The following is an 18,198-nucleotide window of genomic DNA, read 5'->3' on the forward strand; positions in this document are numbered from 1 at the left end:
AAAAACGACCGCTTCGGTGGCGCTGCGAAAGCTTCCCGTTCACCGCAGGAGAACGATGCACTCAAATGCCGACAACGCTCGAAAGGACGCGATAACCATCTTGTCAGCTTTGTCACGCTGCCGGGGTGATGCGCCGCCCCTGCTTGCCGACTGTTAACCCTTTCACGTCAAGGGTCTTCCTGCCACGAATACAAGGCAGGAATCCGTCGACCGGAGGGGTCACTAAGTTATGTCGCAGCAGCCACTGCAGAGCGTTTCGCGCAAGCTGATTCTGCTCATCAAAACCGGCTACTGGTTGGCGCTCACCATCATTGCCGCCATGGTGATGGCCTCCTTCATTCTCCTGCAGCAGCTGATGGCGCAGCAGCAGCACAATGATGCGCTGCTCGATATCGTTTCCACGCAGAAGGCACTGTCGCAGCGCATCGTCTTCCTGGCCAGCGCAACCGGCGCCGCCGCGCGCGACAAGCAGCCGGCGCTCGTCACCGCGCTCAAGCAGGCAACGGGTGAGTTCGAGACCAATTACGACCGGCTGCTCAAGGAAACCGGCGCCGATCCGCTGTCACCTGCCCGCAACGATCCGAAATCGATCGAATATGTGCTGTTCAGCAAGCCGTTCCATCTCGATTATTTCTCGGTCGGCCTGATCGCCAACGGCGATCGACTGGTCTCGTCATTCGCATCTCAGCTCGGCATGCAAAGCGACGGCTACAAGGGCGGCGGCGAGCGCGTCGGCCTCGACGCCTCCGTCGCCAATGCGACTTTGTCCGGCTATGCCGCGCTCGGCCAGCGCATCAACGCCTTTGCCAACGAGCGGTCGAATGAGATGCTCGACCTGCACCGCACGCTGTTCTTCGCCACCATCGGCGTCATCGTGCTGGTGGCGCTGTTCATCTTCCGGCCGATGTCCAAGGCCATCCTGCGCAAGACGCATGAGCTGGTCGACGCCCGCAATTCGATGGCCTTCATCGCGGTGCATGACGGCCTGACCGGCCTGCACAACCGCACCTTCCTGACCGATCATTTCGACACGCTGATCAAGGGCGCGCATCGCCGCCGCGAGCGGCTGGCGGTGATCCAGTTCGATCTCGACCGTTTCAAGCAGATCAACGACACGCTCGGCCACCCCGCCGGCGACTATGTGCTGGTGGTGACGGCGCAGCGCATGCGCGATTCCTGCCGTGCGTCAGATTTTTGCGCCCGTCTCGGCGGCGACGAGTTCGTGATGATCCTGAACGGCGCAGGCACCACCGAGGACATCCATACCCTGGCCAAGCGCATCCTGAGCGAGATCAACGAGCCGATCACCTTCCAGGGCGCGACGATCATGCCCGGCGCCAGCGCCGGCATCGCCGTCTACCCGGTCGATGCCGACAATGCGCAGGACCTGCTTGTCCATGCCGATCTCGCGCTCTATTCGGCCAAGAAGCTCGGCGGTGGCAGCTTCTCCTTCTTCTCCGAGGAGCTTCGGCGCGAGCTCGACTACCGCAAGCAGCTCGAACAGGACATCCGCACCGCGATCGCGGAAAAGACCTTCGAGGTCTATTTCCAGCCGCAGGTGTCGCTTACCAGCGGCAAGATCAGCGGCATCGAGGCCCTGGTGCGCTGGAAGCATGCCACGCGCGGCATGATCTCGCCCGGCGAGTTCATCCCGGTGGCGGAGAAGTGCGGCTTCATGCCGGATATCGGCCGCATCGTCATCACCAAGGCGATCAATGAAGCCGCCGAATGGGATCGCGCCGGCATCGATTTCGGGCGCATTGCCGTCAACGTCTCGGGCACCGAGCTGCGCGAGCCGGACTTCGACAAGTTCCTGTTCGGAACCCTTGAGCGGGCCGGGCTCGCGCCGCAGAAGCTGTCGCTGGAAATCGTCGAATCCGTCATCCTCGACGACGAGAAGACCGGTATCGCCGCCAAGCTCAGGCACATCCGTGCCGCGGGCGTGCATCTCGAGCTCGATGATTTCGGCACCGGCTATGCATCGCTCAGCCACGTCAATCCGAACGAGATCGACCGGCTGAAGATCGACCGCCGCTTCGTGCAGAACATCAACGAGAACGGCGACAACACCAAGATCGTGCGCGCCATCACCGAGCTTGCCCGCGGGCTCGGCATCTCGATCGTCGCCGAGGGCGCCGAAACCGAGGCCGAGCTCGATTCGCTGATGGCGATCGGCTGCGACCAGGTGCAGGGCTATTCGATCGCCTTCCCGATGCCGCAGGACAAGGCCCGCGAATGGCTTCTGGCGCGCAGCCCGAAGAAGGCGAAGCTCAAGGTGCTGCAGGGCAACCTCGCCTAGGGTCAATTGCTATTCGGGTGAGGCCGGCCTGCGAACGGCGGCCTCCTGCGCTTCCGGTGCTCGCGTACGCTAAGTACGCTCCGCTCCGGTTCTCGGAAGCCACCATTCTCGACTCGGCCTGACCCGAATCCCAACAGACCCTGGACAATTCGCCGAGACTTGACAGACCCGCGCTGGCATGGCGGCCTGCCGAGATCACAATCTGGTCCCGCGGATGCCGCTTCGTCTCGTCCTGTCGTTCCTGCTGCTCATCACATGGCCGGCACTGGCGGCCGACCGCACCATCTATCTCACCTTCGACGACGGTCCGCTGAACGGCACCGCCAACATCCTCGATGTGCTGCAGGCAGAGCAGGTGCCGGCGACATTGTTCATGGTCGGCATGCATGCCGAAGCCAATGCTGGGAACCGGGCGTTGGTGCAGCGGGCGAAGTCGATGCCGCTGGTGACGATCGGCAACCACAGCTACAGCCACGCCTACAACCACTACCGGCACTTCTACGGCGATACCGAAGGTGTGGTTGCCGACATGCTGAAAGCGAATGCCGTGCTCGGGCTGAAACCCGCCGTGCACGCGCGGTTGCCCGGGCGCGACGTGTTCCGGCTGCCCTCGATGTCGAAGGACGACAACTCGCTCGGGCTGGCGCAGGCCGGCCGCGAGGATCCCGACTACGAGTTCGTCGCTGCGTCCGGCTTCTGGCTCTACGGCTGGGATCATGAATGGGTGCACGAGGACAGCGGCAAGCCGGTGCAGAGCGTGGACCTTCTGGTGAGCGAGATCGACCATCTGTTCGGCTACGGCCATTTCGCGAAGCCGGGCAAGCTGATCCTGTTGATGCATGACGAGATGTTCCAGGACGCCTTCGACGGCAAGGCGAAGCTCGCGGCGCTGATCGCCGCGCTCAAGCTGCGCCACTACGCCTTCGGCGCCATCCTGACCTATGACTGAGGCGGCTTGATCTCGGCGTTCGCCCGGAGTGCCGCAAGCACGTCGGCGAACTCGGCCAGCCTCTCGTCGGGAATTCCGGCCCGCAGCCGCTTGTCGAAGGCGATCGCGGCCAGCCGCAGCTTCTCGAACATCGCCTCGCCGGCCTCCGTCAACTCGACCTGATGCACGCGGCGGTTTTGCGGATCGCGGCGGCGCGTCAGCAACCCTTGCGCCTCCATTGCGTTGAGGTGATGCGTCAGCGTCGCGCCCTGGATGCCGATCATGCCGGCAAGCTCGCGCTGGTTGGCCAGCTCCTTCGACTTGACGGAGAGCAAAGTCACCCAGACCGGCAATGTTCCGCCGGCCTCAACCATCGCGGCGTCGAAGGCCTGCGCCACGATCTTGGATGTGCGAGCGAGATTCATGCCGACTGGCGGGCGATCAAATAGCGTCATGGCCGGACAGTAGAGCAAGCAATGAGACGGTGAAACTCGGCTTCATACATTGACATCTAACCGTTAGATATCTAACTTTGTCTTATTGATGGCGTCGCCTCACTGTTGCGACGGCACGGGCGGGCGGCAGAGAGGAATGCGGTCATGCAATATGTCTACATCGTCGTCATCGGCCTGCACGTCATGGCCGGCGTCTTCTGGGCCGGCACGACCATAGCGGTTGCCCGCGATCCGGAGATCAAGGCGGAGCATTTCATCCGGCCGCAGCTCGGCGCTTCCGGCCTGGTTTTCCTGACCGGCATACTGCTCTGGTATTTCTTCCACCAGGGTGCTTTCGGCTCGATGGAGACGGTGCTCGCGCTGGGCATTGCGACCGCGCTGATCGCCGCCGGCGTGCAGGGCGCGCTTGTGGCCTCTGCCAGCAGGCAGTTGGCCGGCGCGGATGCGGCAATGCAAACCCAGCTGCGCGCGAAAATGACCAGGGGCGAACGGATCGCCGGCGGGCTGCTGGTCTTCACCGTGCTTTGCATGGCCACCGCCAGGATGTTTTGAAATCGCACGTCGCCGGCACCAGGCCGGCGCCATGCGCGGCGCGCAGCCGACCGAAGCGGCAGGTGGCTCTCTTTGCGGAGGCCGGCTGCGCGCCACCAGTAGAGCCTGTTCCATCCCGACAAAATCGGGATGGCGCTCTATCTTTTGTGAGCATGATCTTTTCCGAAAACCGGTTTCCACTTTTTGGGATCATGCTCGACGCGTCAGATTCTGATCCCGAACCTGATGCCGTCATAGATGGCGGCGTGGATGTTGCGGGAGGCGACCGCGTCGCCGATGCGGAACACGACAAAGCCGCCCTCCGGATTGCGTGACGGGAAAATGTCGCCGGCGGTGACCAGCCGCTCGTAGTCGACCGCGCCGCCATTCTTCGATAGCGGCTTCAGCGCGAGGTAGAGGTCGTCTAGCGGCGCGGTGCCGTGCTCGACGACCACCTGGTCGACACGCCGCTCGCCGCGCCAGCCATCGGCGAAATCAGACGCCAGTTCGGCGATGAGCTGGTTGCCCTCGCGCCGAACCGAGCGCAGGCGGGTGTTGATGGTGACGGTGACGCCTTTCTCGTGGAAGGCACGCATATAGGGCACGTGGTTCAGCCCGCCCATCTCCGGCGCGAAGAAGCGCTCCGGCGAGACCAGCTCCAGCCTTGAGCCGCTGTTGGCGATGAGCTCAGCCGCGCCCATGCCCTGATGGCCGCCATTGTCGTCATAGAGCAGCACGTTCTCGGCCGGCTTGACGCTGCCGGCCATGATGTCCCAGCTCGAGGTGACGAGATTGTCGCCCGCCGTCAGCGGCGGGTTCTGCGGCAGGCCGCCTGTCGCGACAATCACCACGTCCGGCGACAGCGCAAGCACATCGTCCTTCTCGGCCCAGGTGTCGTAGCGCATCTCGACGCCGAGGCGATCGAGCTCGGCGAGCCGCCAGTCTATGATGCCGATCAGTTCCTTGCGGCGCGGGTTCTGCGTCGCCAGCCGCACCTGGCCGCCGGCCTGGCTCGACGCTTCGAGCACCGTTACCTGATGGCCGCGTTCGGCCGCGACCCGTGCGGCTTCGAGTCCGCCGGCCCCGGCCCCGACGACGACCACCCGCTTCTTCGGCCCTTCGCTTTTGGCGATGACATGCGGGATCGTCGCTTCGCGGCCGGTCGCGGCATTGTGGATGCAGAGCGCCTCGCCGCCTTCATAGATGCGGTCGAGGCAATAGGTGGCCCCGACGCAGGGCCGGATCTCGTGCTCGCGGCCCTCCATCACCTTCTTGACGATATAGGGATCGGCAATGTGGGCGCGCGTCATGCCGACCATGTCGAGCTTGCCGGTGGCAATCGCATGGCGTGCGGTAGCGACATCGGAAATGCGCGCCGCATGGAAGGTCGGGAACTTCGTGGCCGCCCTTATCTCGCCGGCGAAGTCGAGATGCGGCGACGAGCGCATGCCGGTCACCGGGATCACCTTAGTCAGCGCCGCGTCGGTCTCGATCGAGCCGCGGATGATGTTAAGGAAATCGACCTTGCCGGATGAGGCCAGGCGCTTGGCGATCTCGACCCCCTCCTCCTTCGACAGGCCCTTTTCGAAATCCTCGTCGGCGACCATGCGGATGCCGACGACGAATTTTTCCCCGACCGCCGCGCGCACCGCATCCAGCACCATGTTGGTGAAGCGCAGCCGGTTGTCGAGCGAGCCGCCGAATTCGTCGTCGCGCTGGTTGGTTGCCGGCGACCAGAAGCCGTCCATCAGATGTCCATAGGATTCGAACTCGATGCCGTCGAGGCCGGCCGCCTGGCAGCGCTGAGCGGCCGAGGCGTAGTCGGCGACGATGCGCTCGATGTCCCAGTCCTCGATGGTCTTGGGAAAAGCGCGATGCGCCGGCTCGCGCACCGGCGAGGCCGAAAGCACGGGCAGCCAGTCGGCCTTGTTCCAGCCGGTGCGGCGGCCGAGATGGGTGATCTGGATCATCACCTTGCAGTCATGCTCGTGGCAGGCGTCGACAAGTTCCTTGAGCCAGGGCACGATCCGGTCGTCATAGACATGCAGGTTGCCGAAGGCGGCCGGACTGTCGCGCGAGACGATAGCCGAGCCCGCCGTCATGGTCAGCGCCATGCCGCCCTTGGCCTTCTCGGCATGGTAGAGCCGGTAGCGCTCCTTCGGCATGCCGTCCTCGGAATAGGCCGGCTCATGACTGGTCGACATCACCCGGTTCTTCAGCGTCAGGTGCTTGAGCTGGTAAGGTTGGAGAAGCGGGTCGTTGCTGGTCATCGTCTTCCTGCCGTTTCAAATTGTGCTAATGAGCGGTCAAACGCGTTGCGCCCGAGAGGACTGCGACGCTTCTTTCAACCTTTGTTTCGCGCCCGCCGCCATTGAACTGCGCTTCCAGCGGCTGGGAGCAAGGAGCCCGCCCATGACCGACGCCAAAAACCTCACCCAGCTCGGCAAGCACGTCGAGACGCCACAGAGCCCCGAACAGGCGGTCCTTGAGACCGTGCCGTTCAATCGCGGCGACGGCCCGCCGGCGATCGTGCGCTTCACCTGCCCGGAATTCACCTCGCTCTGCCCGGTCACCGGCCAGCCGGACTTCGCCCACATCGTCATCGACTACGCACCCGACAAGACGCTGGTGGAATCGAAATCGCTGAAGCTGTTCATGACCTCGTTCCGCAACCACGGTGCCTTCCATGAGGAATGCACGGTCATGATCGGCCGGCGCATCGTCAAGGCGACCAGGCCGCTCTGGCTGCGCGTCGGCGGCTACTGGTTCCCGCGCGGCGGCATCCCGATCGACGTCTTCTGGCAGACCGGCGCGCCGCCGAAGGACGCCTGGCTGCCCGACACTGGCGTGGCGCCCTATCGCGGCAGGGGCTGAGCTAACCACCGTCATTCGCACTGGTATTGGCTGAGCGCCCATTCGCCGGTGACCGACAAAAGGTCGAAAATCTTCCAGGCGCCGCCGACCTTCTTCAGCTTCCATTCCAGGCGATGCTGGTTGCCGGCGACGACGAAGGCCGCCACCACCTTGGCCTCGTCGCCCTTGACGGCCTCGATGGTCTTCAGGCTCCTGTCGATGGCGAGCTTGTCGTATTCGGCATTGTCGAGCGCCATGTTGGGGTCGAGGCATTCGCCCTGGCCAGAGGCGCGCAGCGCATCGCTCTTGTCGAGAACGCTCTTCGCCGGGTCGATGAAATTCTTGCGCTGGGCCGGATCCAGTTCCAGCCCGAGATGCTCGTAGAAGGGCTTCACAACGGCCGTGGGCGAGCCAGGCAGGACGGGCGCGGCCGGCGCTGGTTCGGCCGGCTTGGTCTCCGGCGCCGGCGTAGCGGCCGGCGCGTTGTCGCCTGAGGACGCGTTCGGCGGCGGCGAGCCGAACCGCCCCTGGGCGCAGGCGCCGCCGTTCAGCCCCGCGGCCAGCATCGACAAGCTCGACAGCGCGAGGAGGAGGCGGCGGAGCACGGGATCACTCCGTCGAGGAGCCGCATCCCAGCGCGCTGAGCGTCCAGTCGCTGGTCTTGGAGGTGATGTCGGCGATCTTCCACCTGCCGTCCACTTTCTTCAGCGACCACACCATTTCGCGGTTGGAGTCATCGCCTTCCGGGAAAAGATTGAAGCTTGCCGTCACCTCGGCGGTATCGCCATTGACGGTCTCGGCAAGCTTCAGCGTCTTCGACACGGTCTTCTGGTCGAAATCCTGGGCATCGAGGCCAGGGGCGAAATCGATGCACGATACCTCGTCGGGCTTCTCCTTCTGCGCCTTGTCGTTGAGCTCGAAGAGTTTTGTCACCGGCTCGGTGAAGCGGTCGCGGTATTTCGCGTCCGCCTCGAACTTCACTTCAGGCACATAGAAGAACTTCACGGCTTTGGAAGCCGGCCCGGCAAGCGCCGCGGCGGGCAAGGCAATCGACATGGCGGCGGCCAGCACTATCGGTCTCATGCAGGATCTCCGGATGTTCGGCGGCATGGCGGCGAGATCGCCACCACGCATCCTGCATATCGGCTTTTTCGCGGCGCATGAAGTCCTGGCGCGGCCGTCCTCAGCTTTCCAGCCAGACGTTCTGGAAATCCATCTTGTAAGTCTGGTGCATTGCGTAGTTCTTCACCTTCTTGTTCATGTGGCAGTAGAGCTTTTGCCAGAACGGCTGGATGATGACGCCGGAATCCTGCAGGATCTGCTCGACGTCCTTCATCACCGCCTTGCGCTTGTCGACGTCGATCAGTGACAGCGCCTGCTTGAGTTTGGCGTCAAAATCCGGGTTCGAGAACGCGGTCTCGTTCCAAGCCTCACCGCTGCGGTAGCCGAGCGCCAGCACCTGGACACCAAGCGGGCGCATATACCAGATGGTCAAGGAATAAGGATATTTCGTCCAGTCATTCCAGAAGGTCGAGCCGGGCAGCACCGTGCGCTTCACCTTGATGCCGGCATCGCGCAACTGGCCGGCGATGGCGTCGCCGGTGTTCTTCTGCCACTCGTCCTCGACCGTGATCAGCTCGTGCTCGAAGTCGGCCTGCCCGGCGTCGGCCATCAGCTTCTTGGCGCCGGCGGCATCGCGCTCCTTCTTGGGCAGCGGATAATATTCCGGATGGATCGGGCTGACGTGGTGGTTCTCGCCGACCGTGCCGCGCCCGGCGTAGCCGAGCTGCATGACGGCATTGTTGTCGACGGCCATCTGCAGCGCGTTGCGCACCCGTTTGTCATCGTAGGGCTTGTGCGTGATGTTGGTGCGGGCAACCAGCGTGGTCGCCGTCGCGACCTCCGATTTCACCAGATCCATCTTGTCGAGGGCGTCGATGAAGTCGGCCGGCGTTTCGAAATCGAGGTCTATCTCCCCGGACTCGAAGGCATTTAGCGTGGCGTTGAAGTCGGTGCCGTAGTCGATGAACTCGACGCCGTCGAGCGGCGCTTCGCCACCCCACCACTTGCCGTTCTCGCGGCGCTTGACGACCGCTTTCTGGCCGACATCGTAGGAGACCAGTTCGAACGCTCCGGTCCCGATCGGCTTCTTGATCGGGTCGGCGCCATCCTTGTCGAAGTCGCGGTGCACGACCAGCGCCGGGTAGTCGGTAAGGCCCGGTATGATCGCGATATCGGCTTCGGCGAGCTTCAGCTTGACCGTATAATCATCGACCTTGGTGATGGCGCCGTCCTTCGCCTTACCGGTCTTTGGGTCGACCAACGCGCCAACGCGTGCCGCCATGGAATTGCCGGAAGCCCCCTTCTCGCACCAGCGGTTCAGATTGAAGACCACATCATCGGCGTTGAAGGCATCGCCATTGTTCCAGGTGACGCCCTTACGCAGATGCAGCGTGTATTCGGTGGCGTCGTCATTGACGTCCCAGCTTTCCAAGAGGACCGGCTCGAAAGTGAACTGGTGCGTGTAGCGGACGAGCGGCTCCAGCCAGGTACGGGTGACGTTCGCCATCTCCGTCCAGTCATAGGTGCGCGGATCCTTCTGCGCTTTCACCGACATCGAGACATGCAGCGTTCCGCCCTTCTTCGGCTCGTCGGCCAGCGCCTTGGTCGGCGCGGCAAGGCCGATCATGCCATAGGCGAAAGCCGTCGATGCGCCGAAGGCGCTTGCCAGAGCCAGGAACTCGCGCCGGTCCATGCGGCCCGCGCGCGCTTCTTCCGCCATCGCCTCGATGACGGCGGGGACACGATCACCGTTGCTTCTGAAAAGTGTCATTTTCTTCTCCCATTGGTTTCGTCGGGTTCTTCGCCCGTTCTCTATCAACTAACGCTATCAGGCAGCTTTTCCTCGCGCCGCGCGATCAAATCCTTGAGACCTTCGGCGACGCCCTCGTCGAGCTTCGGCTCCTGATAGTCGGCGAGCATGTTGCGCGCCTTTTCCAGGCCGCGCGTATCATGATCCTTCGCACCTTCGGCTGTCCATTGCTCAAAAGAGTTGAAGTCCATGATGCTCGGCATGAAGAAGGCGCTCTCGAAATGTTCGAGCGTGTGCTGCGTGCCGAGGAAATGTCCTTGCGGACCGACCTCGCGGATCGCCGCCATGGCCTCCTTGAAATCGTCGAAGGGAACGCCGCCGGCATATTTGTACCAGCCGACGAGCTGCTCGCAGTCGGTGGCGAATTTCGAATAGCCGCAGGTGAGGCCGGCCTCGAGCCAGCCGGCGGAGTGCCAGATGTAATTGGCGCCGGCGAGGATCGCGGCATGCATCAGCATGTTCGCCTCGTAGCCGGCCTGGGCGTCGTTGAGCTTGGAGCCGACATGGAAGCCGGAAGTGCGCCACGGCAGCTTGTACTTCCGCGCCAGCGCGCCCATCAGATACATCATCTGGGCGGCCTCCGGCGTGCCGCCCATCGGGGCGCCGGTCTTCATGTCGACCGTCACCATGAACTGACCGTAAATCTGCGGCGAGCCGGGTCGGATGAGCTGGGTGAAGGCAACGCCCGCAAGCGCCTCGGCATTGACCTGCGCGACCGCGCCGACTGCGGAAGCCGAGGTCGAGGCGCCGCAGAGCGCGAAGGGCGCCAGGATCAGCGGCTGGTTGTGACGCGCATAGACCCTCATGGCGTCCAGCATGGTGGCATCCCAGACCAGCGGCGAATTGCAGTTGGTGATCGCCACCAGCACCGGATTGTCGCGCACGAACTCCTCGCCGAAGACGATACCGGCCATTGCCATCGTGTCCTCGGCGCGCTCCTTCGACGTCACGATGCCCATGAACGGCTTGTCGGAGTGCTTGAGCGCCGAATGGATGATGTGGAGATGCCGCTTCGGCACCGGGATCTCCATCGGCTCGCAGATGATCGAGCTCGACGAATGCAGCGCCGGCGCCATATAGGCGAGCTTGTGAAAATTGTTGAGGTCAGCAAGCGTGCCGTAGCGCCGCTTGTTGTCGAGGTCGCGCACATAGGGCGCGCCATACATCGGCACGAAGATCGAGTTCTTGCCGCCGACGCGAACCGTGCGCTCGGGGTTGCGTGCATTGAGCGTGAATTCCGGCGGGACCTTCGAGACGAGCTCCATCAGCAGCGCGCGGTCGATGCGCACACGCGTTTCCCTGACGTCGGCGCCCGCCGCCTTCCAGAGCGCGATCGCCTCGTCGTCGCGGAATTCGCAGCCCACTTCCTCGAGGATTTTGAGCGACTCCCCGTGGATCAGTTCCACCGCCTCGTCGGGCACGATCTCGTAGACGGGGATCTGCCGAACCAGCGTCGGAAAGGACGCGACCGGCGCGCTTCTCAGCGCCTTGCGCCCAAGGCGGCCGCCGCCGCGACGGTGGGTCGGTTCAGTCAATTCAGCGGCCAGTGCGTTCATGGATCCTCCTTCTTCCCGCCCGCCCAAGTTAGCGAGACGAAATATGGATGTGACGCTGGAAAATCCTGATCTCTTGTATAAGCTCTCCTTATGCGAAGCCTGCGCCATCTCCTGCCCTCGGCCGGCAGCCTCGTCGTCTTCGAGGCGGCAGGCCGGCTGTCGAGCTTCACCGCTGCCGGGCGCGAGCTCGGCATGACGCAGGCGGCCGTTTCCTATGCGGTGCGCGGGCTGGAAGAACAGCTCGGCGCAAAGCTCTTCCAGCGCCGCCATCGCCAGGTGCTGCTGACCGAGGCCGGCGAGCGTTTCCATGCCGACGTGTCGCTCGGCCTGTCGCATATCCGCAAGTCGGCCGAGGACCTTCGCCTGCAGGCCACCGGCGGCCATGTAACGCTTGCCGCTTCGACCGCCTTCGGCTCCTTCTGGATGATGCCGCGCCTGCAGCAGTTCCGCGACGAGCTGCCCGGCGTCGACCTGCGCATCCAGACCGCCGACCGCGATCTCGACATCATCGCCGAGGGCATTCCGCTCGGCGTGCGCGGAGGGATGCCGCGCGACTGGCCGGACTATCACTCGCTGTCGCTCTCCGACGAAGAGATCTTCCCGGTCGCGGGCCCCAGCTACCTCGCCAAATTCGGCCGGCCGAAGACTGTCGAGGAACTGGCCACGCACCGGCTCATCCATCTGGAGGAACCCTATCGCGAGGCGCCGAACTGGGACGAATGGTTCGCCTCCGCCGGAACCAGCCTGCGCAACGCCGAGCGCGGGTTGCGCATCAATGACTACGCCCTGGTGATCCAGGCGGTCATGGAGGGGCAAGGCATTTCGCTCGGCTGGCGGCATCTGGTCGAGCGGCTCGTGGCATCGGGCCTGCTGGTGCCGGTGACCGACCATGTGATGAGGACAGGCATCGGCTTCTACGTCATCTGGCCGAAGAACCGCGAGCTCAGCGACAATGCGCGCAAGGTGCGGGACTGGCTGGTGGCGCAGGCGTGAAGTAGCCCCTCCCCCACGCCGTTCGAATCCGCCTATAATCTCCAGATGCCCATTCGCCAGCTTTCCGAAACGATGATCAACCAGATCGCCGCCGGCGAGGTGATCGAGCGTCCGGCAAGCGTGGTGAAGGAGCTGGTCGAGAACGCGCTCGACGCCGGCGCAAGCAGGGTCGAGGTCGTCACCGCCGGCGGCGGGCTTTCGCTTATCCGCGTCACCGACGACGGCTCGGGCATTCCTGAGAAGGAATTGTCGCTGGCGGTCGCCCGGCACTGCACCTCGAAGCTGTCCGACGACATCCACGACATCCGCTCGCTGGGTTTCCGTGGCGAGGCGCTGCCGTCGATCGGCTCGGTGTCGCGGCTGTCGATCCGCTCGCGCACGGCAAGCGGCGACGGCGCGGCCGAGATCGGCATCGAGGGCGGCCGCGTGTCGGCCGTAAAGCCGGCCGCGGCCAACCGCGGCACGACCGTCGAGGTGCGCGACCTCTTCTTCGCCACGCCGGCGCGGCTCAAATTCATGAAGGGCGAGCGCGCCGAAAGCTCGGCGACCAGCGACGTGGTGAAGCGCATAGCCATAGCCTTCCCCGCCGTGCGCTTCACGCTTGCCGGCTCCGACCGCTCAACGCTAGAATTGCCGGCGACCAGCGACACGCCGGAAGGCCGACTCGCCCGCGTCGCGCAGGTGATGGGCAAGGATTTCCCTGACAACGCGATCCCCATCGATGCCATGCGCGACGGGGTGCATCTTGCCGGCCACGTCTCGATCCCATCCTACACACGCGCCAACGCGCTGCAGCAATATGCCTATGTCAACGGCCGGCCGGTGCGCGACAAGCTGATCGCCGGCGCGATCCGTGGCGCCTTCGCCGACGTGCTGCCGCGCGACCGGCATGCGGTGACGGTGCTTTTCCTGTCGCTCGATCCGGCGACCGTCGACGTCAACGTCCATCCGGCCAAGGCCGATGTGCGCTTCCGCGATCCGGGCCTGGTGCGAGGGCTGATCGTCGGCGCCATCCGCGAGGCGCTGGCCGGCGCCGGCATCCGCGCCGCGACCACGGGCGCGGCCGGCATGATGGCGGCGTTCCGCCCGGGCGCGGCGCCCTATTCGCACCCCGGACCGGCCAACGGGCACCGCAGCTACGAGGCCGCCTATCGCGCCTCCGGCTTCAGTGGCTTCGATCCTTCCCGTTCGCCGCAACGGCCGCTGGATATGGGCGAAGCGCGGGCGGCGCGAGGTGGCTTTGGCGAAAACGACCAGGCAGCCTTCGACACTGGACCACTTGCCAGCGCCGACGCGCGGGCGGGCATTTCAGAGCCGGCCGAAGCGCTGCTCGGCATGGTGCTCGGTGCGGCCCGCGCGCAGGTGCACGAAAACTACATCGTCGCCCAGACAAGGGATTCGCTCATCATCGTCGATCAGCACGCCGCGCATGAGCGGCTGGTCTACGAGGCATTGAAGAACGCGCTCAATTCTCGCGCCGTGCCATCGCAGATGCTGCTCCTGCCCGAAATCGTCGACCTGCCCGAAGAGGACGCCGAGCGACTGGCGATGCATGCTGAGACACTCGCCAAATTCGGCCTTGGGCTGGAGCGCTTCGGGCCGGGGGCGGTGGCGGTGCGCGAGACGCCGTCGATGCTCGGCGAGACCAATGTGCAGCCGCTGGTGCGCGACCTTGCCGACGAGATCGCCGACAACGACACGGTCGAGACGCTGAAGGAGCGGCTGCATAAAATTGCCGCGACCATGGCCTGCCATGGCTCGGTGCGTTCGGGACGCCTGCTCAAGGCCGAGGAGATGAACGCGCTGCTGCGCCAGATGGAGGCGACACCGGGATCCGGCACCTGCAACCACGGCCGCCCGACCTATATCGAGCTCAAGCTCGCCGATATCGAACGGCTGTTCGGGCGGCGGTGAGCGCCCCCTGGTTCGTTGCGCAACAGCAGGGTTGGCGGCTGAATATCATTTCTTCAGATAGTATTTTTTTGTCTTCGGGTTGAGGACATAGTCGTCCGCGCCTGCGAATTTGCCACCTCCAAAATTTACTGAAATGATGTCCTTGCCTCCCTCCACCCACTTTTCCACGTTCATATAAATGGGATTCGTCGACATACCGGCGTTGCAGTCCTCATCGTCGAACCCGATCTCCTGAACGACTTTCTTTTTCTTCCTGTTGATCACCTGCATTTTCGTCATGCAGATACCGGCGCTGGTTTTCGTGTAGACGCCGGCAAAACGGTCGAGAGCGGTCTCGGCCCAAAAGGGAATCTCGACGTTTCCGACGATTTTCCCCTCGCCGGTATCGTCCAGGCTCGCCACCTTTTTCAGCGTGACCGGAAATTTGTCCGCGCCTTTGCTCCAGGTCCCTGTCGCGCCGCTCTCGCTGAGATCGAGAGACAACGGGCATCCGGTGGTATCGACGGGAGTCTTCGACCCCATCACGAGGATGCGTTGAAATTCCTTGTCGTCTGCGATCTCGCACAGGGCGAGCTTTGGGCCATCAGCCTTGCCGTAGATCGCGATGGGGCTCTGCTTTGCGTCGTAGAAATAGCTTCCCTCAACGGTGATGCCGCTGCCGAAGCTGCCATATTTCTGCAGGGAAAGATGGATCGGGTTTGGTCCGATCGAACCTTCATAATTCTCTACCTGATACCAGCCCGCGACCGCTTCGCCGCTCAGCAGCAACAAACAGAAAACCGCGGCTATGAACCCCCTTGCCATCCCGGTCCCCTCCATCAAGGCGGGTCAGGATAGCTTGCCTCCTGTCCGCATTACAGGGGTCATTGGACGGAACGCTACTTCTCAATCCGAGTCGGGAAACGGTCGCAACCTTTTGATCTATCGCTTCAAATTCACCACGATCACGCCGCCAAGCGCCAGCGCGCCGCCGAGGATGCCGAGCAGAGAAGGCACTTCGCCGAGCCAGAAGAAGCCGATCAGGGCGGAGGTCGGCGAGACGAGGTAGAGGAAGTTCGAGGCGCGCGCGGCCGGCAAGCGCGACAGCGCGGTTGCCCAGGCGGCGTAGGCGATCATCGAGGGCACGATACCGAGATAGATGACGGCGCCGAGACCGGCGGTATCGGCGATGGCGGCCTGCGAAAACGCTTCCGGCAGGAAGGGCGACAGGCAGAGCGCGCCGAGCACCATGTTGGAGGCGGCGATCGTCAGCGGATGATGGCGGGCAAAGAGCGGCTTCTGGACGATGGTGTTGACCGCCGAGCAAAGTGCCGAGCCCAGCACCAGCAGCGCGCCGGCGTTGAAATGCAGGCCGTTTCCGTCGGCGACCGCGATGATGCCGATGCCGGTGAAGGAGATCACCGTGCCGAGCCAGGCCAGGCCGGAAAAGCGCTCGCCAAGCAGCGCCATGGCCATGATTGCCGTGAAGATCGGGCTGACATTGATGATGAAGCCGGCGGCGCCCGCCGAAACGGTGAGCTCGCCGAAATTGAGCATGGCAGTGTAGAGGGCGACGAAGATCGCACCGCCGAAGCCGAAGCGCCACAATTCGTCGAGTCTCGGCAGCGCCGGGCGCTTGACGGCAAGGAAGATCGCAGCCGGCACGGCCGCGATGGCAAAGCGCAGCGCCCCTAGCTCCAGGGGCTGGAAGGCGGCGAGGCCGGCGCGGATCGCCGGGAAGGCCGAGGCCCAGCCGAGCACCGTCAGCGCCACCGCGATTGCCGCCGTGGTGTCCATGCGCTGTGTCTCATTCAACGTGCCGGTGTAAGCGCTCATTGCCGAATCCTCGCCTTTCAGTGTCATGGGAGAAGAAAACGCCATTGCCGGCCGGTTGACAAACGAGCAATTCGAGGGTCAGCTGTGAGCATGGATCACAGCTCGAACCAGATGCTGCCGCTGGAAACCTTGCGCGCCTTCGACGCGGCGGCGCGCACCGGCAGCTTTTCCGCCGCGGCCGAAAAACTCAACCTCACGCATGGCGCGGTGAGCCGCCAGATCGCCAAACTGGAGGACTGGCTGGGGCTCAAGGTGTTCGAGCGCAACGCGCGCGGCGTGACGCTGACCAATGAGGGCAACCGGCTGCATCTTCGCACCACGGAGGCCTTCGCGCTGATCTCGGTCAATTCCGACCGCTGGGTGGAGCCACGCGGCACCGCCGTCGTGCGGCTGGCCTCGATCCCTTCGGTAAGCGGCCTCTGGCTGATGCCGCGCATGGCGGCGCTGGAGAACAACCCGACCAGGCTTCGCATCGTGCTCGACGTCGACAACCGCCAGGCCGACCTCGCCGACGAAGGCATCGACCTTTCAGTGCGCTGCGGGCGTGGCCGCATCCCGGGCCGCGTCTCGGTGCAGCTTTTCGAAGAGCAGATTTTTCCGATCGCGTCGTCTGAGCTGGCAAAGGAAATCGGCCAAGGCGACCCGGCCCGGCTGCTCAAATTCCCGCTGATCAACGATTCCGACGCCTCCGGGTGGCGCGCCTGGTTCGCGGCGCAGGACATCGATTACCGCCCTCGCCCGCAGGATCGGCGCTTCGAGGACTATAATCTGGTGCTCGACGCGGCGGCGCACGGCCTGGGTGTCGCGCTGGCGCGGCCGCCGCTGACGCAGGACCAGCTCAAGTCGGGCCGCATCGTCGGTGTCGACGAGCGCGTCGCGCTCAATCCCGTGTCCTACTGGCTGGACCGCCCGGTCGGACGCCCCCGCGCGGCCGCTGCCGATCTCGCCCGCCGCATCGCCGAACAGGCGGGGTTGGCGCCGGAGAAGCTCGAAGCCTTCCTGCAGGACGATATTTAGGCCGGCCAGCTTCGATCAGCGAAGCAGCATCAGCACGATCGTGGTGGTCGCGGCCGAGACGATGGCCGTCAGGATGGATATCGTCCACAGCGAGACCTGGCCGGGTTCGGATCGCGGGGCATGACCGGCCGGACGGGCCGCCGCACCCCGTGGCTGCGGCGCGTTGGCGTTGGCCGCAACCAGCACTGCTGAAGCAAGGGCCGGCGAGAACGAAGAGGGCGGCGGATTTGGCGCTACCCTCGCCGCGTTGTCGGCGGCAGGCGGCTGTGCCTGGGTCGCCGAAGGGTGATCGGCTTCGGCTGCCGGCCTGCGTGGCTGGGGCCTCGCGAAGGCGGCATCCGTGCCGGCATCCGGCTCCATGACGGCTCTGTAGGCGTTCTCGATCTCGGCGGACGACAGGCGCTGCGACGATTGAACGGGCGGCTTGGCCAGGGAGCCGTTCAGCGCCTGCGCGGCGAACTGCGCCGATTGCACCATCGCGGGCGCCGGCGGCTGGACGATCGCCTTGACCAGCGCGGCGGTTGCCGGATCAGGCCGGGCCGACGGTACCGGCTGCGGCGTGAGCGGCTCCTTCAGCAGCGACGTCATGCTGGCGTTGGTGATGTCCATGGCGCTTCCTGACAACCATTGTGCCGTGCAGCGATATTACATGAGCATTGCGCCAAGCTTGACCTTGCCCGCGATTTGTGGCGATTGAACCCGATGAACTTAAGCACCATTTCATGATGAACCGTTTTGAAGGCCCCGGCGGCAAGGAAGCGCGCATCCGCTATCTCGACGGCGACTTCCAGGTCACGAGCCCCGGCTCGTTCGTGCGCTGCGCCGTGACCGGCGAGAGCATTCCGCTGGACGAGCTCAAATATTGGAGCGTTGCCAGGCAGGAGCCTTATGTGAACGCGACGGCATCGCTGCGGCGCGAAATCGAGATGCATCCGGAATTACGCAGCCGGCGGTAATCGCAGGCG

Annotated in this window: 17 protein-coding genes; 8 read left to right on the plus strand and 9 right to left on the minus strand. The window is 64.3% G+C overall.

All coding sequences use genetic code 11. From position 1 onward, the window contains the following. Window positions 1-229 precede the first annotated feature (229 nt). Both RFN30_RS07685 and RFN30_RS07690 read left to right on the plus strand, forming a co-directional pair. Window positions 230-2,299, plus strand: coding sequence for a putative bifunctional diguanylate cyclase/phosphodiesterase (locus tag RFN30_RS07685; protein WP_320261501.1), 2,070 nt, complete (start codon window positions 230-232; stop codon window positions 2,297-2,299). A 214-nt stretch (window positions 2,300-2,513) separates the two neighbouring features. Further along, entirely contained in the window at window positions 2,514-3,248 is a 735-nt protein-coding gene (locus RFN30_RS07690) for a polysaccharide deacetylase family protein (RefSeq protein WP_320261502.1), read from the plus strand. On the opposite strand, the gene RFN30_RS07695 is transcribed toward RFN30_RS07690, so the two are convergent. Next, complete coding sequence (locus tag RFN30_RS07695) at window positions 3,239-3,652, minus strand: MarR family winged helix-turn-helix transcriptional regulator (protein WP_320261503.1); 414 nt, start codon at window positions 3,650-3,652, stop codon at window positions 3,239-3,241. The genes RFN30_RS07690 and RFN30_RS07695 overlap by 10 nt on opposite strands. 174 nt (window positions 3,653-3,826) lie before the next feature. Between RFN30_RS07695 and RFN30_RS07700 the strand changes: the two genes are divergently transcribed. Beyond that, window positions 3,827-4,234 carry a hypothetical protein gene (locus RFN30_RS07700; RefSeq protein ID WP_320261504.1) on the plus strand — a complete coding sequence of 136 codons (408 nt, stop codon included), beginning with the start codon at window positions 3,827-3,829 and terminating at the stop codon, window positions 4,232-4,234. A 203-nt stretch (window positions 4,235-4,437) separates the two neighbouring features. On the opposite strand, the gene RFN30_RS07705 is transcribed toward RFN30_RS07700, so the two are convergent. Beyond that, window positions 4,438-6,483: an oxidoreductase gene (locus RFN30_RS07705; protein ID WP_320261505.1), complete on the minus strand. Its 2,046-nt coding sequence runs from the start codon at window positions 6,481-6,483 to the stop codon at window positions 4,438-4,440. A 142-nt stretch (window positions 6,484-6,625) separates the two neighbouring features. Between RFN30_RS07705 and queF the strand changes: the two genes are divergently transcribed. Continuing rightward, window positions 6,626-7,087, plus strand: coding sequence for a preQ(1) synthase (gene queF, locus RFN30_RS07710; protein WP_320261506.1), 462 nt, complete (start codon window positions 6,626-6,628; stop codon window positions 7,085-7,087). An 11-nt stretch (window positions 7,088-7,098) separates the two neighbouring features. Here the strand turns inward: queF and RFN30_RS07715 are convergent, their stop codons facing one another. The 4 genes from RFN30_RS07715 to RFN30_RS07730 all read right to left on the minus strand — a co-directional run bounded on the left by RFN30_RS07715 (window position 7,099) and on the right by RFN30_RS07730 (window position 11,494). Then, on the minus strand, window positions 7,099-7,671 hold the full coding sequence (locus tag RFN30_RS07715; RefSeq protein ID WP_320261507.1) for a YqhG/Tai3 family protein: 573 nt from the start codon (window positions 7,669-7,671) through the stop codon (window positions 7,099-7,101). A gap of 4 nt (window positions 7,672-7,675) precedes the next feature. After that, a complete protein-coding gene (locus RFN30_RS07720) occupies window positions 7,676-8,149 on the minus strand; it encodes a DUF3828 domain-containing protein (RefSeq protein WP_320261508.1) in 474 nt (157 codons plus the stop codon). 100 nt (window positions 8,150-8,249) lie between these two features. Then, complete coding sequence (locus RFN30_RS07725; protein WP_320261509.1) at window positions 8,250-9,899, minus strand: ABC transporter substrate-binding protein; 1,650 nt, start codon at window positions 9,897-9,899, stop codon at window positions 8,250-8,252. A 44-nt stretch (window positions 9,900-9,943) separates the two neighbouring features. Next, window positions 9,944-11,494 carry a trimethylamine methyltransferase family protein gene (locus tag RFN30_RS07730; RefSeq protein ID WP_320261510.1) on the minus strand — a complete coding sequence of 517 codons (1,551 nt, stop codon included), beginning with the start codon at window positions 11,492-11,494 and terminating at the stop codon, window positions 9,944-9,946. A gap of 90 nt (window positions 11,495-11,584) precedes the next feature. Here RFN30_RS07730 and RFN30_RS07735 point away from each other — a divergent pair, with 90 nt between their 5' ends. After that, entirely contained in the window at window positions 11,585-12,487 is a 903-nt protein-coding gene (locus tag RFN30_RS07735; protein WP_320261511.1) for a LysR substrate-binding domain-containing protein, read from the plus strand. A 45-nt stretch (window positions 12,488-12,532) separates the two neighbouring features. Then, entirely contained in the window at window positions 12,533-14,401 is a 1,869-nt protein-coding gene (gene mutL / locus RFN30_RS07740) for a DNA mismatch repair endonuclease MutL (RefSeq protein ID WP_320261512.1), read from the plus strand. Window positions 14,402-14,446: 45 nt separating this feature from the next. On the opposite strand, the gene RFN30_RS07745 is transcribed toward mutL, so the two are convergent. After that, the gene (locus RFN30_RS07745) at window positions 14,447-15,205 is read right to left on the minus strand and encodes a hypothetical protein (RefSeq protein WP_320261513.1); all 759 of its coding nucleotides are present in this window, start codon (window positions 15,203-15,205) and stop codon (window positions 14,447-14,449) included. 117 nt (window positions 15,206-15,322) lie between these two features. Next, complete coding sequence (locus RFN30_RS07750; protein WP_320261514.1) at window positions 15,323-16,216, minus strand: DMT family transporter; 894 nt, start codon at window positions 16,214-16,216, stop codon at window positions 15,323-15,325. A 90-nt stretch (window positions 16,217-16,306) separates the two neighbouring features. Here RFN30_RS07750 and RFN30_RS07755 point away from each other — a divergent pair, with 90 nt between their 5' ends. Beyond that, window positions 16,307-17,233: a LysR family transcriptional regulator gene (locus RFN30_RS07755; RefSeq protein ID WP_320261515.1), complete on the plus strand. Its 927-nt coding sequence runs from the start codon at window positions 16,307-16,309 to the stop codon at window positions 17,231-17,233. Window positions 17,234-17,248: 15 nt separating this feature from the next. Here RFN30_RS07755 and RFN30_RS07760 read toward each other — a convergent pair whose 3' ends face one another. Then, complete coding sequence (locus tag RFN30_RS07760) at window positions 17,249-17,842, minus strand: hypothetical protein (protein WP_320261516.1); 594 nt, start codon at window positions 17,840-17,842, stop codon at window positions 17,249-17,251. Between the two features lie 113 nt (window positions 17,843-17,955). Here RFN30_RS07760 and RFN30_RS07765 point away from each other — a divergent pair, with 113 nt between their 5' ends. Beyond that, window positions 17,956-18,189, plus strand: a complete 234-nt coding sequence (locus RFN30_RS07765; protein ID WP_320261517.1) for a DUF2093 domain-containing protein — start codon at window positions 17,956-17,958, stop codon at window positions 18,187-18,189. The last annotated feature ends 9 nt before the right edge of the window (window positions 18,190-18,198 follow it).

The organism is Mesorhizobium dulcispinae (assembly GCF_033977345.1).
Taxonomy (GTDB): domain Bacteria; phylum Pseudomonadota; class Alphaproteobacteria; order Rhizobiales; family Rhizobiaceae; genus Mesorhizobium; species Mesorhizobium dulcispinae.